An 18,402-nucleotide genomic window follows, 5' to 3' on the forward strand; every position below is an offset into this window, starting at 1 on the left:
ATAATTCTGAATCGCCTCTTCCATCATCTCTTTCGCCGGAATGTCGAGGTGATTTGTCGGTTCGTCCAAAATCAGCAAATTCACGGGAGTCAACAGCATTTTTGCCAAAGCCAGACGGGCTTTTTCTCCGCCGCTTAAAGCGCCAACCTGTTTAAATACTGTTTCACCAGTAAATAAGAAACGGCCCAACAAAGTCCGAACTTCTTCATTTTTCCAGTCGGGAACTTCGTCGTGAATCGTTTGCATCACGCTTTTATTCAAATCTAAGGCTTCTGCCTGATTCTGTTCAAAGTAACCGGGGATGACGTTGTGACCTCCCAATTTGACAGTACCTTCAGTCGGCTTTTCCAAGCCCATAATCATCCGCAGCAGGGTTGATTTGCCCGCGCCGTTGGGGCCGAGAAAGGCAATACGATCGCCCCTTTCAATCAACAAGTCGGCTCCCAAAAATAGGATTTTTTCGCCGTAGGTATGCACCAAATCTTCAATTATTGCTACTTCGCGGCCACTGCGGGGTGCGGGGGGAAAGCGGAAATGCAAAGTTTTTAATCCGCCGGTGGGGGCTTCGATGCGTTCGATTTTGTCTAACTGTTTCTCGCGGCTTTTGGCTTGGGTGCTACGAGTAGCGCTGGCGCGGAATTTTTCTACAAATGCTTGCTGTTTTTCGAGCTCTTTTTGCTGGCTTTCGTAGGCGCTGAGTTGGGCTTCTCTGGCTTCTGCTTTTTGCAGTAAATAAGAGGAATAGTTGCCGAGGTAGGTGCTGGAAACTCCGCGTTCGGTTTCGACGATTTGGGTGCAGAGCCGATCGAGAAATTCCCGGTCATGGGATACGATTACCATTGGGGTTGTCAGCCCTTTGAGGTATACTTCCAGCCATTCGATCGTTTCTAAGTCGAGGTGGTTGGTAGGTTCGTCTAGTAGCAGGATGTCGGGTTTTTGCAGGAGAATTTTGCCCAAACTCATCCGCATTTGCCAACCGCCGCTGAAGGCGCTGACTAATCGATCGCCATCTTCGGGTTCAAATCCGATTTCGGGCAGAATTTTCTCGATTTGGGCTTCTAAACCGTAGCCGTTTAGGCCTTCAAATTGCCGTTGCAGCCGATCCATTTTGTGGATCAGTTCGTCTAGATTTTCTGGGGAGGAGTTTTCCAAGTCTCGATGGACTTGCATTAGGGATTCATGGACTTCGTTGGCTTCGCTGAAGGCACGCCAAAATTCTTCTTTGACGGTGCGAGTCGGATCTACTTCAAATTCTTGGGAGAGGTAGGCGATGTGTAAGCTGGCGGGGCGAATGACTTCGCCGGCGGTGGGTTCGATTTCGCCGGCGATGATTTTGAGTTGGGTGGATTTACCGGCACCGTTAACGCCTACTAAGCCGATGCGATCGCCTGGTTTGACTTCCCAGGTGACATCTTTGAGTACGACGCCTGTGGGATAAATTTTACTGATGTGTTCGAGTCGCAGCATTGTTGTGGGGACTGGGGAAGGGCAGGTTTAGCGGCGGATGGGATGCCGGCGCTGAGGTCGAGTTAATCTTAACAAATTTTAATTATATTTAGACACTGGCAATATTTTGATTTTGTGGGACTTACGCGAAGAAACCGGGTTTTTATGAAAAATCGCAGATTCTCAACTAGAAATCTACGAATAAACCCGGTTTCTGGCGTCGACGTGGGTGTAGGACTATTTGGGTGGGGCGATCGAGCGATCGTGTTGTTTCAGATTGAATTTCTCGAATAATGGTTGAGACTTCTGCACATTATAATAGTGAGTGTCAACCTCGATAGCAAAAGAGAGCGATCGTGCCAGCAAGAGACATTTATCATCAAGTTGTCAAACAGGCTCTCATTAAGGCTGGCTGGACAATTACCCATGATCCGTATCCCTTGGCTTGGGCGAAGAGAAACCTATCGATGTTGGTGCCGAACAGCTATTAGCTGCTGAAAACAACGATCGCAAGATAGCCGTTGAAGTTAAAAGTTTTATCAGACAGTCTAGAATTGCCGATTTAGAGCCAGCTTTGGGTCAATATACTTTTTACTATGACATCTTAAAACGGACGGAATCCGAAATACAACTGTATCTTGCAATTCTACTAAATGCTTTTACAGAGCTTTTGTAATGAGAAAAATTTGGGTCACATATTGCGAGAGAATAACCACATAAATAGGGTTATTTTCTACCAGAAGATAGAGGAAATAGTACAAGGAATAGCTTAAATAATTATCGCAAATTTTTTAAAAAATAAAAAATCAATAACTTAAGGAATTACTCTGTTTAGGGTATGGCTCGATAATTCCATTTGGGCAAATATTCGTCAACAACAATTTGCATACTATTTTTGAAATAATCAGCCACCTTCCGACCAGTTTTATAAACTTTATTAAGGATATTTACAGCTACAGATAGTCCCGTTTTAGTTTGAGTTTTTCCCACCAGAATTTTGACTAATTCTAAACTTGTAAAAATTACTCCTTGACCGACCCTGGCAATATGAGGAAAAAGTCGATGTTCTATGGGATTATATTTAGATGTATAAGGAGGTAATGAGCAATTATGCTCTCAATTCCTATTTCATTAACTAATTTCTGCAAATCTTATTTAAAAATATAATGATTAGCATTATTACTACCTCCACTATCACATTTTGCCAAGATAGAATTGTCTTGACGAGCGCGGTTGACGTGATCAACGCCTAACGGCATCAAAGGTTATTTCAGACACCATATTCAGTACACGCAACCTGACCATGAAACCGTGATCAACGCCTAACGGCATCAAAGGTTATTTCAGACAAACACGGCTGCAACTATCAGCGATCGATGATAAGTGATCAACGCCTAACGGCATCAAAGGTTATTTCAGAGAACTTGCGTGGGGGAAAGTGCGATCGCTTGGGCGTGATCAACGCCTAACGGCATCAAAGGTTATTTCAGGCCCAAGGGTGAAGTGCTGAAAGTACGGTTTGCTTGGTGATCAACGCCTAACGGCATCAAAGGTTATTTCAGATTGATGTAAAGGTGGCGATCGCATTGCCTTTCGGTGTGATCAACGCCTAACGGCATCAAAGGTTATTTCAGTTGTACCTTTAGGCCATTCCATTATATTTCCTCTTCGTGATCAACGCCTAACGGCATCAAAGGTTATTTCAGTTGATCTCGATTCCAATTCTGCTGATAACGTAGCCAGTGATCAACGCCTAACGGCATCAAAGGTTATTTCAGACGGCGATTACCCCAGTGGTCTGCACCCAGTTCGAGTGATCAACGCCTAACGGCATCAAAGGTTATTTCAGACCGCACGGCGATCGATTTCAGCGCGGCAGCTTGTGATCAACGCCTAACGGCATCAAAGGTTATTTCAGGAGATTCAACAAATTTATTTGCAGGGCAATCCGATCGTGTGATCAACGCCTAACGGCATCAAAGGTTATTTCAGAAATTCAGTCCTGCCGTCGTTGTGATGCAATTCAATGATGTGATCAACGCCTAACGGCATCAAAGGTTATTTCAGGTTACAGTAACAGTAACACGCGCTTCTTCGGATTGTGATCAACGCCTAACGGCATCAAAGGTTATTTCAAGGAAAATCGCTAGTAAAGAATCGATCGGAGTAACCCGTGATCAACGCCTAACGGCATCAAAGGTTATTTCAGCCTTGGTTTCGCTTAACTTTTCTTCTTTCTGTGTCCAGTGATCAACGCCTAACGGCATCAAAGGTTATTTCAGAATTTCGCCCCAGCCCCAGTCAACGTGTGGAACGTGATCAACGCCTAACGGCATCAAAGGTTATTTCAGCTCCCCAGAGATTATCTTCCGCAACTATGCGGGGATGTGATCAACGCCTAACGGCATCAAAGGTTATTTCAGTATTTGGTAGCAGCCCTTCGTACTCTATCTGATCGTGATCAACGCCTAACGGCATCAAAGGTTATTTCAGATGAAGAGGAAGACTTTATCAGTCGATTAATCAGGTGATCAACGCCTAACGGCATCAAAGGTTATTTCAGAACAAAAAATACCCGCTGACGGTGCGAGTTTTCTCCGACGTGATCAACGCCTAACGGCATCAAAGGTTATTTCAGACAGTGCCAGTGGTGGCAGTTGCCTTGCTTATTTGTGATCAACGCCTAACGGCATCAAAGGTTATTTCAGACCGATCGCCCAACCCCTTAAAGAATAAACCCTCCAAACCATTTTTGCAAGCACCTTGTCCGACTAAATCCTTAAAACCTCCTTCCAACATCAAAGCAGTTCGATCGCACATCTCAAACCCTCACCAATCAAAGCATTCAAACCGTGCAAGCACCCAAACATCAAACACAACAACCTCAAAACCTATCCCCACAAACAATCCAGACATTACGCGCACCCAAAAACCCCTTACACTCAGAGATCCTTGCAATTACTCAGGCCCGATGGAACTCCAGCAATCAACCCCAGCCAACACATCCGCCAGCAAAAAATCCCCAGCATCAGCCAAAACATAGCGCTGCCACCTAGTCTTTTTAGAACCCGCATGATCCACCCAGCAAGGCAAAGCCAAATACCCATTTCGATCTAAAATCAACCACTGACAAATATCAGCTTCAAACTCATCCCGCCACAGCAAAACAGAATTAATTAAATCCCGACTTTCCCCCAGCGAAACCCCACCAAATCTACTCACCGACTCCGGGCGCAAAATTGCCTCCCGCAATCTTTCCAACAGCTTGGGATTGCCAACATCCCCGCCAAAATCCACCCAAATTCCCAAATCAATACCAGTCAGCAACACCTGAAAATCCGGCCGCGCATTGCCCGCCGCAAACTCCTCCTTGGCAACTTTCACCCGCCGAACAGTCCGCAGCAAAGTCGAACTTTTGGGAGCAGACAAAAGGGCGATCGCAATCTTACAGCCACAGTGAGAATAGCGGTTAATTTCCCCCACCATTGACAGCAGCATTCCGTACACCGTAGCCGGCGGCGGCACCGGATAACTTTCCGCATATTCCCGCGCATAAGACTGCCGCCAACAAGCAATTGGCACTTCAATTCGCAACCCGATCATGCAGCCTCCCGATCGATATCCGACAATATCACGGACTGCAAATCCCTCACCGCCGGCTTAATTCCCCGAAAAACTTTCACACCCAATTGCTCCAATTCTTCCACCTCCGGCTCGACAGAAATTGCACCGCCAATCCACACCTCATTCGGGTCAATATCTCCACCCTCAATGCGGCGCACCAAATCCGATATTGAAATCTCCCCTTTGCGATTTTCCTCAAAGCAGTAAAGAATCCGGGGAGCAAAATCGTGAGTCCACCTGAACACAATACTTTCAGGAGAAAAATCGTAAAGAAACCGAGCGTGATTTCCCGCAACACCTCCGAGAGAAGCCAAAGCATCCAAAACAGAAATCACCCGATTCGCAACCTTCAAACGGTGCGGAGTCATCGCAAAACCGTACTGATAGCGAGTAGCGTGAGCCTCCGTTTGATGAATAGATTTCCGGTCTTTTTTGCCGCTAGTCGAGCCAAAAAACAAATCGCCAGTATCCGCAGTCAAAGAAATCGCGCGAGTCACTTCTAGCACCCCCCTGCGAGCAATGCTTTCCCCTTTTTTCAGTTTAGCTTTAGCCTTGCCGCCTTTAGCAGTTGGTTTGGTATCGCTCGACTCTGGAACCCCATCATTATTGATATCTTCCGTTGCGGCTTTCGCATCCATGTAACCCAAAACATCATCATCAATGTAGATTTCTGGATCGAAAACACCTTCTTGAACGCGATAATTTTCATTTTTATCATCATCCCATTTGCGGTTGACATCTTCTCCTAAAAACTGCCACTGATAGCGAATTGCCCACCGAATCGCCTCCGCAGATACAGTAGTCCGCAGCGAATTTTTCCATGCTAAGCGCTGCAAAGTTGTCACGTTACCTTGGTTTTCACCCCGGTTGTTAGCAGCGATGCCGTAATTGGTCAAAATGTTGCCAAACAAATGATAAGTCATGGTATTTCCTCAGTTACAGATATAGTGTGTGCGTAAGTTCTGCCTAACGTAAATTGCGAAGGGATGATGGCAAAGGCACGCTTTCACCATCATCATCATCTTCGTCATCTTCTTCTTCCTCATCCCCATCATTCTCATCTAAATCAACCTCAGAATCTTCAGCCTCCACCCGCTTGCTGCTTGGCAATTCAGGCGGCAAGTCAGGCGATTTCCTGCCTTTGTAACTGACGAGGGAAAGCAAGACTAAATTTCTTGCCATTTCCCAATCATCTAATACTAAATTCCACAATTCTGCTTGATATTCTTGCTGCACTCGCGAAAAGCCTGCTTTCGACCAAAATTCCGTGATGAAAGAACAGAATGCTGAAAAGTTTTTGCAGCGAATCATTTTCGAGCGCACTTTTTCCCGTTCATCTGATATCCGCTTTTCACCTAAATTTTTGCCATGTTCTTCGCTAGCATTTTGGCGCTTGGCTTCAGCATTTCCTTGCTTAAAAGAACCCGCGTAAATTCCTCTCAAAGCATCGTGACAAGCCTCAACAAACCGCCCGTGGGATGCTTCTTTCCACTCCGCATATTCTACCATATCTCGAAATCCTTTACTTTCATAACACAGTCGATCGAACAATTCTTTGCTAGTTATTTTCTCCGCCAACTCTCCGTACCACGGAAGGTGTTTAATCAAAGCATCAGCGATTAAACCTTTAGCCAAGCTGGGGACAATGGCACTGCCCGAATCTCCGTAAACTACATACTTATCCTTGAAAGCATTTTGCGCTTTCTGATAAGCGGCACAGATTTTTGCATCCGCAGTTACGGAATACTTGTCCGTCGGAGATTTTTGCTTTTGATTCCACGGCGTTTTCCCAAAAATCACAGCGCGACAGCGGCTAACTTTGTAAGTTTTCGCAATCTCTACTGCGGATTCGTAAGTCACTAAAAAACGCAGCGCTGCATCTCCAATCCCGGAAGCATGAAAATTTTTGTACGCTTGATGGCGTTTGGCGTAACTCATTCTAGTTTCAGCAAACTGTTTGAGATTCAAGATTTCAGGAATTATCAAAGCTGCAGATGCTTTTTCTCCTTTTGCGAACGATCGAATTTTGAAATAACAGCAAACTACGGGCGCGTAAAGCAACACTAAAGCATCTAAAGCGTTTTGTTCGATGCTAGTTTTGCCTGCGAAAGCAGTGTGTTTGACTGTAGCGCCTGGATTCAGCCAGCCCGCTACAGCCAAGGGTTTCTCTAGCAGGAAACCCGCGCGATCGCACAAATTTTTAGCAAACTTTTGATGGCTGTATTCAGTTAGTGACTTGTAACTTACTACTAGCGGCAACTCGCCCTCATCAATCTCAAAAGATTGAGATTTTATGCCGTCGCTTTTAGAAAGTATCCCTTGCTGCAAAAAAGTATTCAACAATCCTTGATGCAGCGCCACTCTCGACTCCGGCAAGAGATTTTCTGAATCGATTCCCCGGAATCCAATCAATCCGTCATTTAGCAAAAACGACTGTTGAATCAACCATTCGATCGCCTCTAAATGACTCCCTTGAATATTCAGCGCGACTTCATATTCGCCCAGATCCCATTTCAGTTTATCATAACTAATCCCCTCCCGATTAAATTGCCTTAAAGTCATCCATAAACCAGCCAAACCCGCCGCGTGCATATCCGTATAATGCGGGCTGTGCAAGTTAAGAACTATTTCAACATTTGTACTGTTCACAAGCTCCCGTTACCTCACTGTAAATCACGGCATCTTTTGGGGCGATCGGATAAAATTTTTGAAATCTTTTCCAATCTGTGAGTTTAGAAATAGGACGGGGAAGCCGCACCGGAACCGCCCATTTTTGTGCTTCCTCAGCCAAAGCCTTATTTTTACTGATGCCTTTTTTCGCCCTTTTTTCCTCTGCAATTTTCTCGATATTTTGCCGGTCTTCTGCTAAAATGACATTAATGGTATTCCCAGGCTCTCGCAAGGATTCGCGACTGGTACACCACAAGCCGTCCAGCCATGCGGAGTCATATTCGGCGATCGGTTCGCCGGTGATTTTGAGAGCCGCATTCATTAAATCCGTCTGCGAAATTTCCCCCAATTCCGCAAGTTCTCGAACGAATTCTTGACCAGCTTTTACCTGTTCTCCCGTATAAGGATAAGGAGTGTTAGTCGGATAAAATATAGCTTGGCAAATGCGTCCCGATGCTAGTACCAAATTGCCAGTAGCATCAAACTCAACTTGCCTCTTAAGCCGCCCCAGCCGCTGAATCAGCGCCGCAAAAATTGCAAATGGCGTTATCAGCAAATCGGCACTCAAATCGAGGGACATTTCGCAGATTTGATTGGTAACAGCCAGCACACCTTTAGTTTGCTGCGAAAAAGCTGACATGACTTGAGAATGGCGATCGACCCGATCTTTGTATCTATATCGAGCGTGGTAAACTAAAGGCAAAAAATCTAAATTCGGGTACTTAACTAACTCATTCACAGCATAATTGTAAGTGTCAACGCAACTTTTTACAGAATTGTTGACCCACAAAACCTTTTGATTTGCTGCTAAAGCAGCCGCGACATCCACCATGACATCGGTGGAACTTTCAACTACTTGAAATTGATAGCGCGGCAAATCCTCCAAATCTTTCGGGCCTTCAATCTCGGTCATCTCTTCGCCCAACTCCGCCACGGTAGCGTAAATTTTTGCCAGTTGTTCCTGAGTGAAGCTGGCGCTCATCAGCAAAATCGGCGCGCCTTTAAACGTCTGGATAAATCTCAGCAAAGCGCTAAACAATTTGTCATCGTAAGCGTGAACTTCATCAAAAACCAAAGCACCTTGGGCGATCGCAATCCACGCATAAATCGGCTTGCGGTTGTTCTGCATCAATCCCAAAACTGAATCTACCGTGCCGACGATGAGCTTGGCAATCCAAGCTTTGAAACTTTGCAGTCTCGACTCATTTTCAACGTGGTCATCATTTTCATTAATCAAAGCTTGGTAAACCTCTAAATCGATGTTCGATCGAGAGTGCATTAAAGCTGTTTCAGCTTCAGTCAAAGTCCCGTAATCCAAAAAGCCCTGAGTAGCCGTCCCCGTAGTAGGATAAAGCACAAACAGCTTTCTATTAATTGCCCAATTTAATCCCCACAAATAAGCAGCAATTGTTTTACCAGTTCCGCAACTAGCTTTAACTAAAGTAATTCTAGTTTTGGTCGCAGCAACAGACTTTTGAAAACCCCGCGGCTGCTTTTTATTGAGCCGGGAATCGATAACCTGCTGTAAATCTTCCCGGCTCAATACTTGCTCCAAAACTTGCCTCAACCATTGCCGCTGATTTGCGATTTGCGGCACCGCAGAACCTGCGATATCCGCTGCAATGACAGTCGCTTTCACTGCGGCAATGAACCGCTGGCGATCGCTATTTCGCCCCACAGTTTTTGCCATTGCTTCGCATTCGTCCGTTACTGCCTCAACAGCATATTTTAGTTCCTCCTGCGTCCAATTTGATTTTTTGACATTGGGCAGTTTTGGCGGCAATTTTAACTGGCTACCAGTCCCAATTTTGAGCAGCGCCCTAAAATCATCTCGGACGGGTTTTGCATCTGGTTTAGAAGGAATTTTGTGCTGGCAAAATACAAAAAGCGGCGCATTGCCGCAGCCCTTAGTTTTGACAAATTCCTTTGTGGGATCGACTTTGAGATGGTGTCCGATCGCGCCCCAAACAGCCACCAACAAATCGACATCTTCGCAACTTTCCAGCCACTGCCTAAATTCGGGAACTCGCAGCACCAAAATGCCGCTCAAAATTTCGTGACGGATTATTTGTTGGACTTGGTTTCTCTCGTTAGTTGGCAATTCTGATTTAATCGTTTGTAACCACTGAGGATGCTTTTGATAATGCACTGACTCGGTTGCCATCAATCCCAAAAAGTGCTGGTTGGCTTTCCCCCAATCGTGAATGTAGCATCCCATCAAAGCTGTTTTCAACAGCAATTTCGCCCATTCATCGCCCAAACCTAATTGACGCAAGATAATCGGCAGCAATCGGTTGAGAATAATTTCAGCAGAACAGTACACCGCAGCAGTATGTCCGGGCAAAAAGTGAGCTGACTGAATTTCTTTAGGCAGCCTTGAAAAATCCTTGGGCAAAGACTTAGCAAAAAGTCGGGGAAAATTCACTTTCATTTAGCCTCCCAGTGAGGCACAAAAAAGCCACCTCCCATGTGTCCTTTGCCGCCAATACCGTTATGCTGCACCAACAAAGAATCTTCATCAGTAAGCCCGGATATTTTCACCGAATAACCTACTTTTGTATCGCCCTTAACTTTGATAGTTTTTCTGGCGATTTCGCCGTATTGATTGAGGGGAATTTCAGCATTGCCCGATCGCACTCCCAGCGCTTTCAGTTGCCGATTCACCGCCGCTAAAAAATAATTCTGCTGTTCGTAGCCAGAAATCACCACAACCCGAGCAAACAAGTCAGCAGCAGGCTTTAACGGCAATATTGTCGGCACTCCCAGCACGATTTGGTGGATGCCCACAGACAATTGCCGGCCACCGAGTTTAAAGAAATGGTGCGCGTTTTCTGCTGCCACCCTGATCCGCATTCGCGACGATCGCCCGATCTCGCGCTTGAGAGTAATTTTCCCCTGTCTGTCTGGATATCCCGCCACCGTCAGCAGCCGAATTGTGCGATCGGCCCGCAACATCGGCACTACTTCGCAAATCGCTGCAAACAGCCCGTAACCGTGGTCTGCTGGGAGCTCTAAGCCATTTACTCTGAAAGAAATGTCTGTCGAACTTGTTACTCGGAGTGCAGACATTTGATTTTTGAGAGAGGTAGTATTCACTAGCCTGCTCGGGAATAATTTAGTTAATCGCCTGACGGCATCAAAGGTTTTGGGGAGTTGAAAGCAATGGCTGTTCGCGTCCCTGCATTAATCGCGTAGGTTTTACTACTCGGAGGGCAGAATGATCAACGCCCCGTCTATTTTTCTAGGTATAGCACTTACCGCAACTTTTGTCAAGTATAATGTAAATAAATCTGTAGGGGCGGCTTTCACCAAAAATATTTCCGGTTGCGATAAAGACCGGAAAACCCGTCCCCACCCAACAGTAAATTCAAACAGACATCTCCAACAATTGGGGTTAAAATCAATCGGTCAAAAGAGCTTGCCGCTGAGCCTCCAACAATTCCTGAATCCCTATTTCTGCCATATCCAAAATTTGATTTAACTGACTCCGACTAAAACTTCCCTCTTCCGCAGTTCCCTGAACTTCAATAATATTCAAATCTCCATTCATTACCACATTACAATCAATTTCAGCAGCCACATCTTCAAGATAATTCAAATCTAAAAACGGCTCGCCTTCCAAAAGTCCCACAGACACGGCCGCCACTTGACGAATAATGGGCGATCGCACTAAATCACCTTTTTGCACCAACTTGTTCAAAGCATCAGCCACAGCCACAAACCCGCCAGTAATTGAAGTTGTGCGAGTCCCAGCGTCCGCTTGCAAAACATCCGCATCCACAAGTATGGTGCGTTCCCCCAATAATTGCATATCCAAGCACGATCGCAAACTGCGCCCAATCAACCGCTGAATCTCTTGAGTCCGTCCCGATAATTTCATAAATTCCCGCTCTTGTCGCTGCGGCGTAGATCCTGGCAACATTCGGTATTCCGCTGTCAGCCAACCTTGTCCGGTATTCTCCAGAAATCTAGGCACTCCCGGCTTGATTGTAACGCTGCAAAGTACCTGAGTATCGCCACTTTTCGCCAGTACGGAACCGCTAGCAAATTTGGTAAACTGTCGATCGAAACTAATGGGACGAATTTGATTTGGTTGTCTGCCATCTGGACGTTGGAAAGACATAATATTTAGGTGATTGGTAATGGTAATTGGGCATTAAAAATTTAAAATTGGGTATTAATCTTCCGTTTTTTTTTATTCGGTAAATATGCAGTCATTCAATCTAAAATCTAAAATCTAAAATCTAAAATGTTATGACGCTTGGCCCTTAGCCTCGATTAATTTGAGAATATCCTGCTGGACTTGTTCTGGGGATTGGTTGCCATCGACAGTTAACAGTTTGTTGCGGTATTCGTAATACTCTAAAAGAGGAATAGTGCGTTCGTGGAACAAATCGAGCCGACGCTGTAAAATTTCAGGGTGGTCATCTGATCGATCGCGCTCGATCGACCTACTCAGCAAAACCTCGATCGGCACTTTCAGCCAAACGGCCCAATCTAGCTCCTGCGCCAAATCCTCTAATAAAAAATCCAACTCCTCAGCTTGAAAAGCCGTTCGCGGATAGCCCTCCAACACCCAGCCATTAAAGACATCCCACAGCAGCAGCCGGCGGCGAAAGAATTCAATCATAGTTGCGTCGGGAACTAATTCCCCTCTTTCGACATAAGACACCGCCAGCTTGCCTAAATCTGTGTCTTCTGCGATCGCCTCCCGTAGAATGTCCCCCACAGCCAGCAAAGGAAGGCTTAAATTGCTGCACAGTAGTTCAGCCTGAGTTCCCTTTCCCGCTCCTGGCCCTCCCAGAATCACCACTCTCACAGTCTCTGCTCCTAGTGCCGCGACATTCAAATTTTACGCGATGTGTGTACCTTTTCTTAAAAGCCCTCGACGCAGCAAAACTCTCATCACCTTGGTTTTTCACCCTATAACTGTATAAATGTCAAGCTTCGCGCCGTATTTTGGTAAAAAACCCCGTTTCTGCCTAAGTGCTAATTGAGTTCAAAAATTGCACAAATGACTGCGAATGCCACTGCCGCGAGCTTTTGACAACTTGTATATCTAGTGTTCGATCCGATGTGCACTCGGCCCCGTACACTATATATTGTCAAGCAGGCTTCAGCCACGCCAAGGTCGGAGCTGCACTCAAGACTTAGTTGCTGATTAAATATTGCCCTATGGTTGCTCAGTTACAAACCCCTAAACTCAATTTAACCCACGGCTTGCCCTACACAGTTCAAGGACTGGTGCAAGTCTTTACAGGCCCGCACCGCTGCTTTTTTACCAGTGTCATGGCTCAAGCCCTCAGAATTGCAGGACAGGGAGCTCCAGTGCTAGCGGTGCAGTTCCTCAAAGGGGGAATTAATCAAGGGCATCAGCATCCGGTGCGGCTGGGGCAAAATTTAGATTGGGTGCGCTGCGATTTGTCACGCTGCATTGAGAATGCCAATTTAGATGAGCTGGAGACGCGATCGATCGAACAATTGTGGCAGTATGTTCAAAATGCGGTGCGCGAAGGCCGTTATGCCTTAGTTATTCTCGATGAATTGAGTTTAGCGGTTAATTTGGGATGGATTCCCGAAGCCGAAGTGGTGGCCTTGATTGACAACAAACCGCATCATTTGGATATGATTTTTACAGGGCCATCCATGCCCCAAAGAATTTTGGATGTTGCCGACCAAATTACTGAAATTCGCCGCAGTTAAGGACAATGATTCCAGTTGCGATCGCCTGTTTAGCGGTCGCATTTTTTATGTAAAAAAACAGTATTTAAAAAAAGAGGCGATCGCTTAGCTCAAAGAGCGATCGCACGCTGATCAATTTACCAGCGACGTTACGCTTGAACTACCGGATCGAAAACAACAGTCAATCGATCCGCCGGCACCATCCGCTTGAGAATTTTCAAGTGACCATCTGCATCAGACCAACTGCGAAACTCACCCACAACCACCTTTTCCACATTTGGAAGCGAGCGAACTATAGTCCACGGCTTGAGACGTTTTTCTTGCAACATAATATATATCTCCTTGGTAAATTGGAGCCAAAGCCAGTCCCCATGCTTTGGCAGGGCCGAGGACTGGCTTTTGACTTTGTAAACTTGCCCTTCTCTAAGAACATAGCACAAAAAAAATAGTTTGTGATTATATCTTATTTTACGTTTTCTTTATACGTAATTCCTACATGACAAATGATTAAACTAAAAACTTGTTAATTCTTTAATTCGCAACTCAAAACTATTTAATGACTAACTCTTCGACTTCGCTTGGGGTGCAGCCAGACTAATAAATTCTGTCTTCTACCTTCTACCTTCCTTCTACAAATCCCGCCGCGACAGCAGAAACCAGATTCCACCCAAACCCAAAACACCGCACAAAACCCCGCCTTCCCACCCAAAAACAGTCCCCCCCGGCAAATGTCCAGGCTTTGCCTTAGAAGTAAAATTCAGCTCCGAATAGTATACCCACTGGCTGTTAACCCGCCAGCCGACTCGATCGCCAAACTTCTCCCAAACTGTAGCATCATAAACACCAGGCTTTCCCCCCAACTTGAGCCACAAACCCTTTTGCACAGAAAAACCGAATCTGCGGTGACTGTGCCGCACCCAAAGTTGATCGATAGTCTGCAAATCCTTAGCTGGAAACTTCCTAATATCTTCCTCGCTCAAATAACCTCGTGAAACTTGCTGCATCACCTCCAGCATTTTCACCGAAGTTTCCTCATCAGCACCCCGCCAATTTTTAGCAGCCAGCAGCCTTGCCAAATGAGAATAATCAATACCTTTTTCCGACTCTAAATTCACAGAAACTAGCGGAGTATCAGTCACAGGTTGAGTCGGAACCGAAGGACTAACAACAGTTGTCTGCTGCGACTTTTCCAGCACGGGGACAACAATAACAGGAGGTTTTAAAGCATCCAAAACTTCCACAGCCGATTTGTAGCGATCTTTAACATATTCTTGAATCAACTTATCCAAAACCTGACCTAAATCCTCGCTAATTTGTGTTCCTTTCGGCAAAGCCTCCCTCCAAAGCCAGCGGCCTTCAAGCGGGTCGTAAAGGTCATCGTGAATGTCCCCGTAGATATCGAGATAAGGCATAACAGAAGTCAGCAAGCGAATGCAAGTCACCCCCAAACTATAAAGGTCGCTAGCAGCAACAGCCCTACCGTGACGCTGTTCTAGAGCCGCGTAGCCAGGAGTTCCCAACTTCGTTCCAGTTTTAGTTGGAGCAGCCGTTACTACCTGTTTGGAAACCCCAAAATCTATCAGCACTAACTTGCGATCGCGAGAGCGGCGGATCACATTCTCAGGCTTAATATCGCGGTGAATTACATTTCGGTCGTGAACAAACTTCAACAAAGGCAACAAATCTAACAGCAGTTCGTTAGTTTTAACTTCGCTATAAGCACCGTACTTGTCTAACTCATCCTTTAAATTATTCCCATCAATAAACTCTTGCACTAAATACAAGCGCCCATCTTCCTCAAAATAAGAAATCAATTGAGGAATTTGTGGGTGTTTCAGTTCGTATAACCGCCTTGCCTCTTGTTCAAACAGTCGAACATATTTTTTAAAATGACCGGGCTTCCGCTGAAATTCTTGAGGGGGCGACAACTGTTTGATCACGCACAATTCCTCAAATTTTCCATAATTAACAGCTCGAAAAGTCCTGCCAAATCCTCCGTCCCGCAGAGGCTCAGTTGCTGCATAAAGGTCTTTTAGCAGCAGCTTTGAACCACAATTAAGACAATACTTTGTGCCTGGGGGGTTCTGACGCTTGTCTCTTGGGCAATCGAGATTAAGGCAGTATGTCATATATTAAAAAAAAATGCGAACCAATTTATACTCAGGGTTTAATATTATTCAAGAGTCCGATCGCGATCGGGTTTTTGTAGAGGTGACACCTCGAACCTTACTCCGGCGGCTGCCACCGGAGCGATCAGAGGGTGCACTCTCGCCCGAGTGCCCCTGAGCAAGTATAACTCTCTTGAGGGTTTGACCTCAAACTCGAAGTCCACATCTAACCTTAGACTCCGCTCGGTGCAAAACATTTGATTTAGCGGTCAAAGAGCCACCAGATCAAACAGAAATAGTAATTTATTACCAGCCCCGTGAGCTCTGCAACGCCAAAAAAACTGAGGATTCCGCCTGAGATATAATTTTATTGCCAGAGAGAAGCACACTAACGGGAGCTACAGTTTCGGTCAACTTCGATCGACCTTAATATTTTACCAGTATAATTTATTAGCTAACCAGGCGGAATCAACAATCCAAAACTCCCCAACAAACGCACGTTAAAATAAAGACTAGCTTCCTCGATCGCAATCCGAGCGAGCTCCGACAATTAGCCAGTTTTCCCTGTTTCGTTTTTTTAGCTATTACCAGTTACATCTAATTCGATCGGTCTACTTAATTAGGAACCGCCAGTGACACCAAAACTACAGCCCTCTAAAACTCCAAAATCCCGCCAAAAATCACCAAAAGTACCTTGGTTCGAGCGGTTCATGGCACTGGTCGCCCTAGGAAATTTAAGCCTAGTATTATTTGACATAAGTTACGTGCCCGGGCGAGATTTCTACCTCCGGCAACTGCCAGTTATAACTCAACTATACGACCCATTTAAAGGAATTAAACCCCACCGAGACACCCAGCAATATCTAGAAACCTTAGAAGAATTAAAAATTCAAGTAGTGCAAACAGGCTTGCCCTCTCCCCAAGTAGCAGCCAAATTGCAGGAAATAAACAATCTGAGCGCGAAAATGATCGACGAAGATCCCTTTCGAGTAGCATCAAAAAGTGGCACCCTAGAAAAAATCAAAGACCGACTGCGCGATCGCATCCCGAATTCGCAAGACTCCGCTAAACAATCATTCCAAGCATTCTGGAGCCAAGACTATTTAAACAAACAAGGTTGGCAAAAAGAAATCCAATGGTTTGACGCCAAAATCAAGCCATTAATCGCCACCAACTATTTCCGCGAGATTGGAGAAAATGGTGAATTTACCGATAAGTTTTGGCAACTCGACCTGCCATTTATTGCCATATTCGCGATCGAATTTCTAGCCCGTACCTACTTGATCAGCCGCCGTCACCGCAGCGTCACTTGGCGAGCAGCCATGCTCTGGCGATGGTACGACATCTTCCTGATGCTCCCTTTCTGGCGCCTGTTGCGAGTATTACCCGTCACAATTCGCATCCACCAAGCCAAAATGCCAGATCTCCAACCCATACGCACCCAAATCAGCCGAGGTTTCGTCGCCAACTTCGCCCAAGAATTGACCGAAGTTGTAGTAATTCAACTCATAAACCAGATGCAGCAATCAATTACCACAGGCGAACTCGCTCGTCAACTATTTCAATCTCAAAAACAGCGCTATCTAGACATCAACAATATCAATGAAATAGAAGCGATCGCCACCCATCTAGTCCAAATAACCGTCTACAAAGTCCTCCCCCAACTCCAGCCCGACCTAGAAGCCCTTCTCCGGTACAATATTGAAACCTTCCTCAAACAATCCCCCCTCTATCAAGGATGGAAGCAAGTACCCGGCCTGGGAAACCTGCCGGAACAGCTAGCACAGCAATTAGTTGCAGAACTCTCAAAATTAGTCACTCTCGGCCCCCAAGATGCCTACGAAGCCTTCAAAATCGCCAGCGAAGACCCCATAAGCATCAAACTCTCAAGCCAGCTAGTCCAACATTTCGGGCAAGCTTTAGGAACCGAACTGCAACAGCAACAAACCTGGCAAGAAATACAACTGCTGCTGTGCGACTTCCTAGAAGAGTTCAAAATCAACTACATTCAGCGGTTGAGCGAAGAAGACTTCGAGAAAATTTTAGAACAAGCCAAAGAACTGCAACGGATAGCCCCGCGTTAGGGCAAGTCTCTTCACGGGATGCCCGCTGGGTAGCGGTACAAAACCGCTTCCAGGAACAACCGATTGTAGGCAAGCTGTCCTACCCACATCATCTTCACGTCCGCGCAACAAATCTTTGATCCTTTGCCACTGTTCATCCCGTAGGGCATAACGGTGGCTTTTTACGGCGATCGAATCCTTCTAGTCGGCTGTATCTCTACTTCACCTTCCTTTACCTCAACTGATGACAGGCCCTAGCCTCTAGGATTTGAAGAACCTTAAAATTCTTGGCAGCCCTCGGTTCCTCTCTAATACCAAATTCACTATTAAGCTGAGATAGTTTCCCAGAATAAAAAGAATAGCCCTCAGCTTTCTCCTCTGTTATAATCCCTTCTGCTGCACCGCTTTACTTATTTTTTTCGTGCCCCATTAGCAATTAGCAATTACCCTGCGGTAACTCCTGCAAATGAAACTTGCTTGAATTGTAAAGTTTCATGTGCGATCGGCATTATCTACCAAAGTCATCTGCAGGGTTGTGCAATCACATCTTCCGCGCGGTAGTGAGTTAGACCGCCGTTAGGGTTCTCAGCGGCCTGGCGTGTCATGTTTTTAGCGAGAGAGGTCAATTTTTTTAGAGGTATATATTATATATATATAAGTTTGAGAAAATTATACTTTTGAGAACTAATCTGTAAAGTAAAGTTAAAAACTACTACAAATAGCTCTAAACCAAGTAATCTATTAGATATGATTTGTAACTGCTTTCCTACAGGCTAAAAAGTTTTACAAATGCTAGGTAAAAAATTAGG

General features: G+C 45.5%; 14 protein-coding genes, 1 pseudogene and 1 CRISPR repeat array (1 of these 16 running past the window's edge). Of the genes and pseudogenes, 4 read left to right on the top strand and 11 right to left on the bottom strand.

The genetic code is table 11. From position 1 onward, the window contains the following. A protein-coding gene (locus QUA74_RS18780) for an ABC-F family ATP-binding cassette domain-containing protein (protein ID WP_333332108.1) crosses the window boundary here: on the bottom strand, positions 1 to 1,467 show its 5' portion. The gene continues 234 nt to the left of window position 1, outside the view; only the first 1,467 of its 1,701 coding nucleotides appear in the window; the start codon lies at positions 1,465 to 1,467; its stop codon lies off the left edge, out of view. Between the two features lie 335 nt (positions 1,468 to 1,802). Here QUA74_RS18780 and QUA74_RS18785 point away from each other — a divergent pair. Beyond that, positions 1,803 to 2,122 (top strand): annotated as a pseudogene (locus QUA74_RS18785) (element excision factor XisH family protein). A 155-nt stretch (positions 2,123 to 2,277) separates the two neighbouring features. On the opposite strand, the gene QUA74_RS18790 reads toward QUA74_RS18785, so the two are convergent. The 8 genes from QUA74_RS18790 to QUA74_RS18825 form a co-directional block, all read right to left on the bottom strand. Next, positions 2,278 to 2,517: an ISAzo13-like element transposase-related protein gene (locus tag QUA74_RS18790; protein WP_333332229.1), complete on the bottom strand. Its 240-nt coding sequence runs from the start codon at positions 2,515 to 2,517 to the stop codon at positions 2,278 to 2,280. A gap of 167 nt (positions 2,518 to 2,684) precedes the next feature. Next, positions 2,685 to 4,154: a CRISPR direct-repeat array (repeat unit 36 nt; unit sequence GTGATCAACGCCTAACGGCATCAAAGGTTATTTCAG). Positions 4,155 to 4,404: 250 nt separating this feature from the next. After that, complete coding sequence (cas5, locus tag QUA74_RS18795; RefSeq protein WP_333161154.1) at positions 4,405 to 5,049, bottom strand: type I-MYXAN CRISPR-associated protein Cas5/Cmx5/DevS; 645 nt, start codon at positions 5,047 to 5,049, stop codon at positions 4,405 to 4,407. Further along, the gene (locus tag QUA74_RS18800; RefSeq protein WP_333332111.1) at positions 5,046 to 5,993 is read right to left on the bottom strand and encodes a DevR family CRISPR-associated autoregulator; all 948 of its coding nucleotides are present in this window, start codon (positions 5,991 to 5,993) and stop codon (positions 5,046 to 5,048) included. Before QUA74_RS18800 ends, cas5 begins: the two co-directional genes overlap by 4 nt. Before the next feature lie 43 nt (positions 5,994 to 6,036). Continuing rightward, positions 6,037 to 7,719: a type I-MYXAN CRISPR-associated Cas8a1/Cmx1 gene (gene cas8a1 / locus QUA74_RS18805; protein ID WP_333332115.1), complete on the bottom strand. Its 1,683-nt coding sequence runs from the start codon at positions 7,717 to 7,719 to the stop codon at positions 6,037 to 6,039. Continuing rightward, positions 7,700 to 10,165, bottom strand: coding sequence for a CRISPR-associated helicase Cas3' (gene cas3, locus QUA74_RS18810; RefSeq protein ID WP_333332118.1), 2,466 nt, complete (start codon positions 10,163 to 10,165; stop codon positions 7,700 to 7,702). Before cas3 ends, cas8a1 begins: the two co-directional genes overlap by 20 nt. A gap of 2 nt (positions 10,166 to 10,167) precedes the next feature. After that, a complete protein-coding gene (gene cas6 / locus QUA74_RS18815) occupies positions 10,168 to 10,836 on the bottom strand; it encodes a type I-MYXAN CRISPR-associated protein Cas6/Cmx6 (protein ID WP_333332121.1) in 669 nt (222 codons plus the stop codon). Positions 10,837 to 11,140: 304 nt separating this feature from the next. After that, positions 11,141 to 11,863 (bottom strand): ribonuclease PH, encoded by a 723-nt coding sequence (gene rph / locus QUA74_RS18820; RefSeq protein ID WP_333332124.1) that lies wholly within the window; start codon positions 11,861 to 11,863, stop codon positions 11,141 to 11,143. Positions 11,864 to 11,992: 129 nt separating this feature from the next. Continuing rightward, complete coding sequence (locus QUA74_RS18825; protein ID WP_333332232.1) at positions 11,993 to 12,559, bottom strand: nucleoside monophosphate kinase; 567 nt, start codon at positions 12,557 to 12,559, stop codon at positions 11,993 to 11,995. 356 nt (positions 12,560 to 12,915) lie between these two features. On the opposite strand from QUA74_RS18825, the gene QUA74_RS18830 reads away from it, so the two are divergent. Continuing rightward, positions 12,916 to 13,443, top strand: coding sequence for a P-loop NTPase family protein (locus QUA74_RS18830; protein ID WP_333332127.1), 528 nt, complete (start codon positions 12,916 to 12,918; stop codon positions 13,441 to 13,443). Between the two features lie 128 nt (positions 13,444 to 13,571). Here the strand turns inward: QUA74_RS18830 and QUA74_RS18835 are convergent, their stop codons facing one another. Both QUA74_RS18835 and QUA74_RS18840 read right to left on the bottom strand, forming a co-directional pair. After that, positions 13,572 to 13,751 (bottom strand): hypothetical protein, encoded by a 180-nt coding sequence (locus tag QUA74_RS18835; RefSeq protein WP_333332130.1) that lies wholly within the window; start codon positions 13,749 to 13,751, stop codon positions 13,572 to 13,574. 300 nt (positions 13,752 to 14,051) lie between these two features. Further along, on the bottom strand, positions 14,052 to 15,551 hold the full coding sequence (locus QUA74_RS18840) for a GUN4 domain-containing protein (protein WP_333332133.1): 1,500 nt from the start codon (positions 15,549 to 15,551) through the stop codon (positions 14,052 to 14,054). Positions 15,552 to 15,564: 13 nt separating this feature from the next. On the opposite strand from QUA74_RS18840, the gene QUA74_RS18845 reads away from it, so the two are divergent. Together QUA74_RS18845 and QUA74_RS18850 are read left to right on the top strand one after the other, a co-directional pair. Further along, on the top strand, positions 15,565 to 15,708 hold the full coding sequence (locus QUA74_RS18845) for a hypothetical protein (RefSeq protein ID WP_333332136.1): 144 nt from the start codon (positions 15,565 to 15,567) through the stop codon (positions 15,706 to 15,708). Positions 15,709 to 16,162: 454 nt separating this feature from the next. Continuing rightward, positions 16,163 to 17,614 carry a hypothetical protein gene (locus QUA74_RS18850; protein ID WP_333332139.1) on the top strand — a complete coding sequence of 484 codons (1,452 nt, stop codon included), beginning with the start codon at positions 16,163 to 16,165 and terminating at the stop codon, positions 17,612 to 17,614. Positions 17,615 to 18,402: the final 788 nt, after the last annotated feature.

It is taken from the genome of Microcoleus sp. LAD1_D3 (assembly GCF_036702135.1).
Taxonomy (GTDB): domain Bacteria; phylum Cyanobacteriota; class Cyanobacteriia; order Cyanobacteriales; family Microcoleaceae; genus Microcoleus.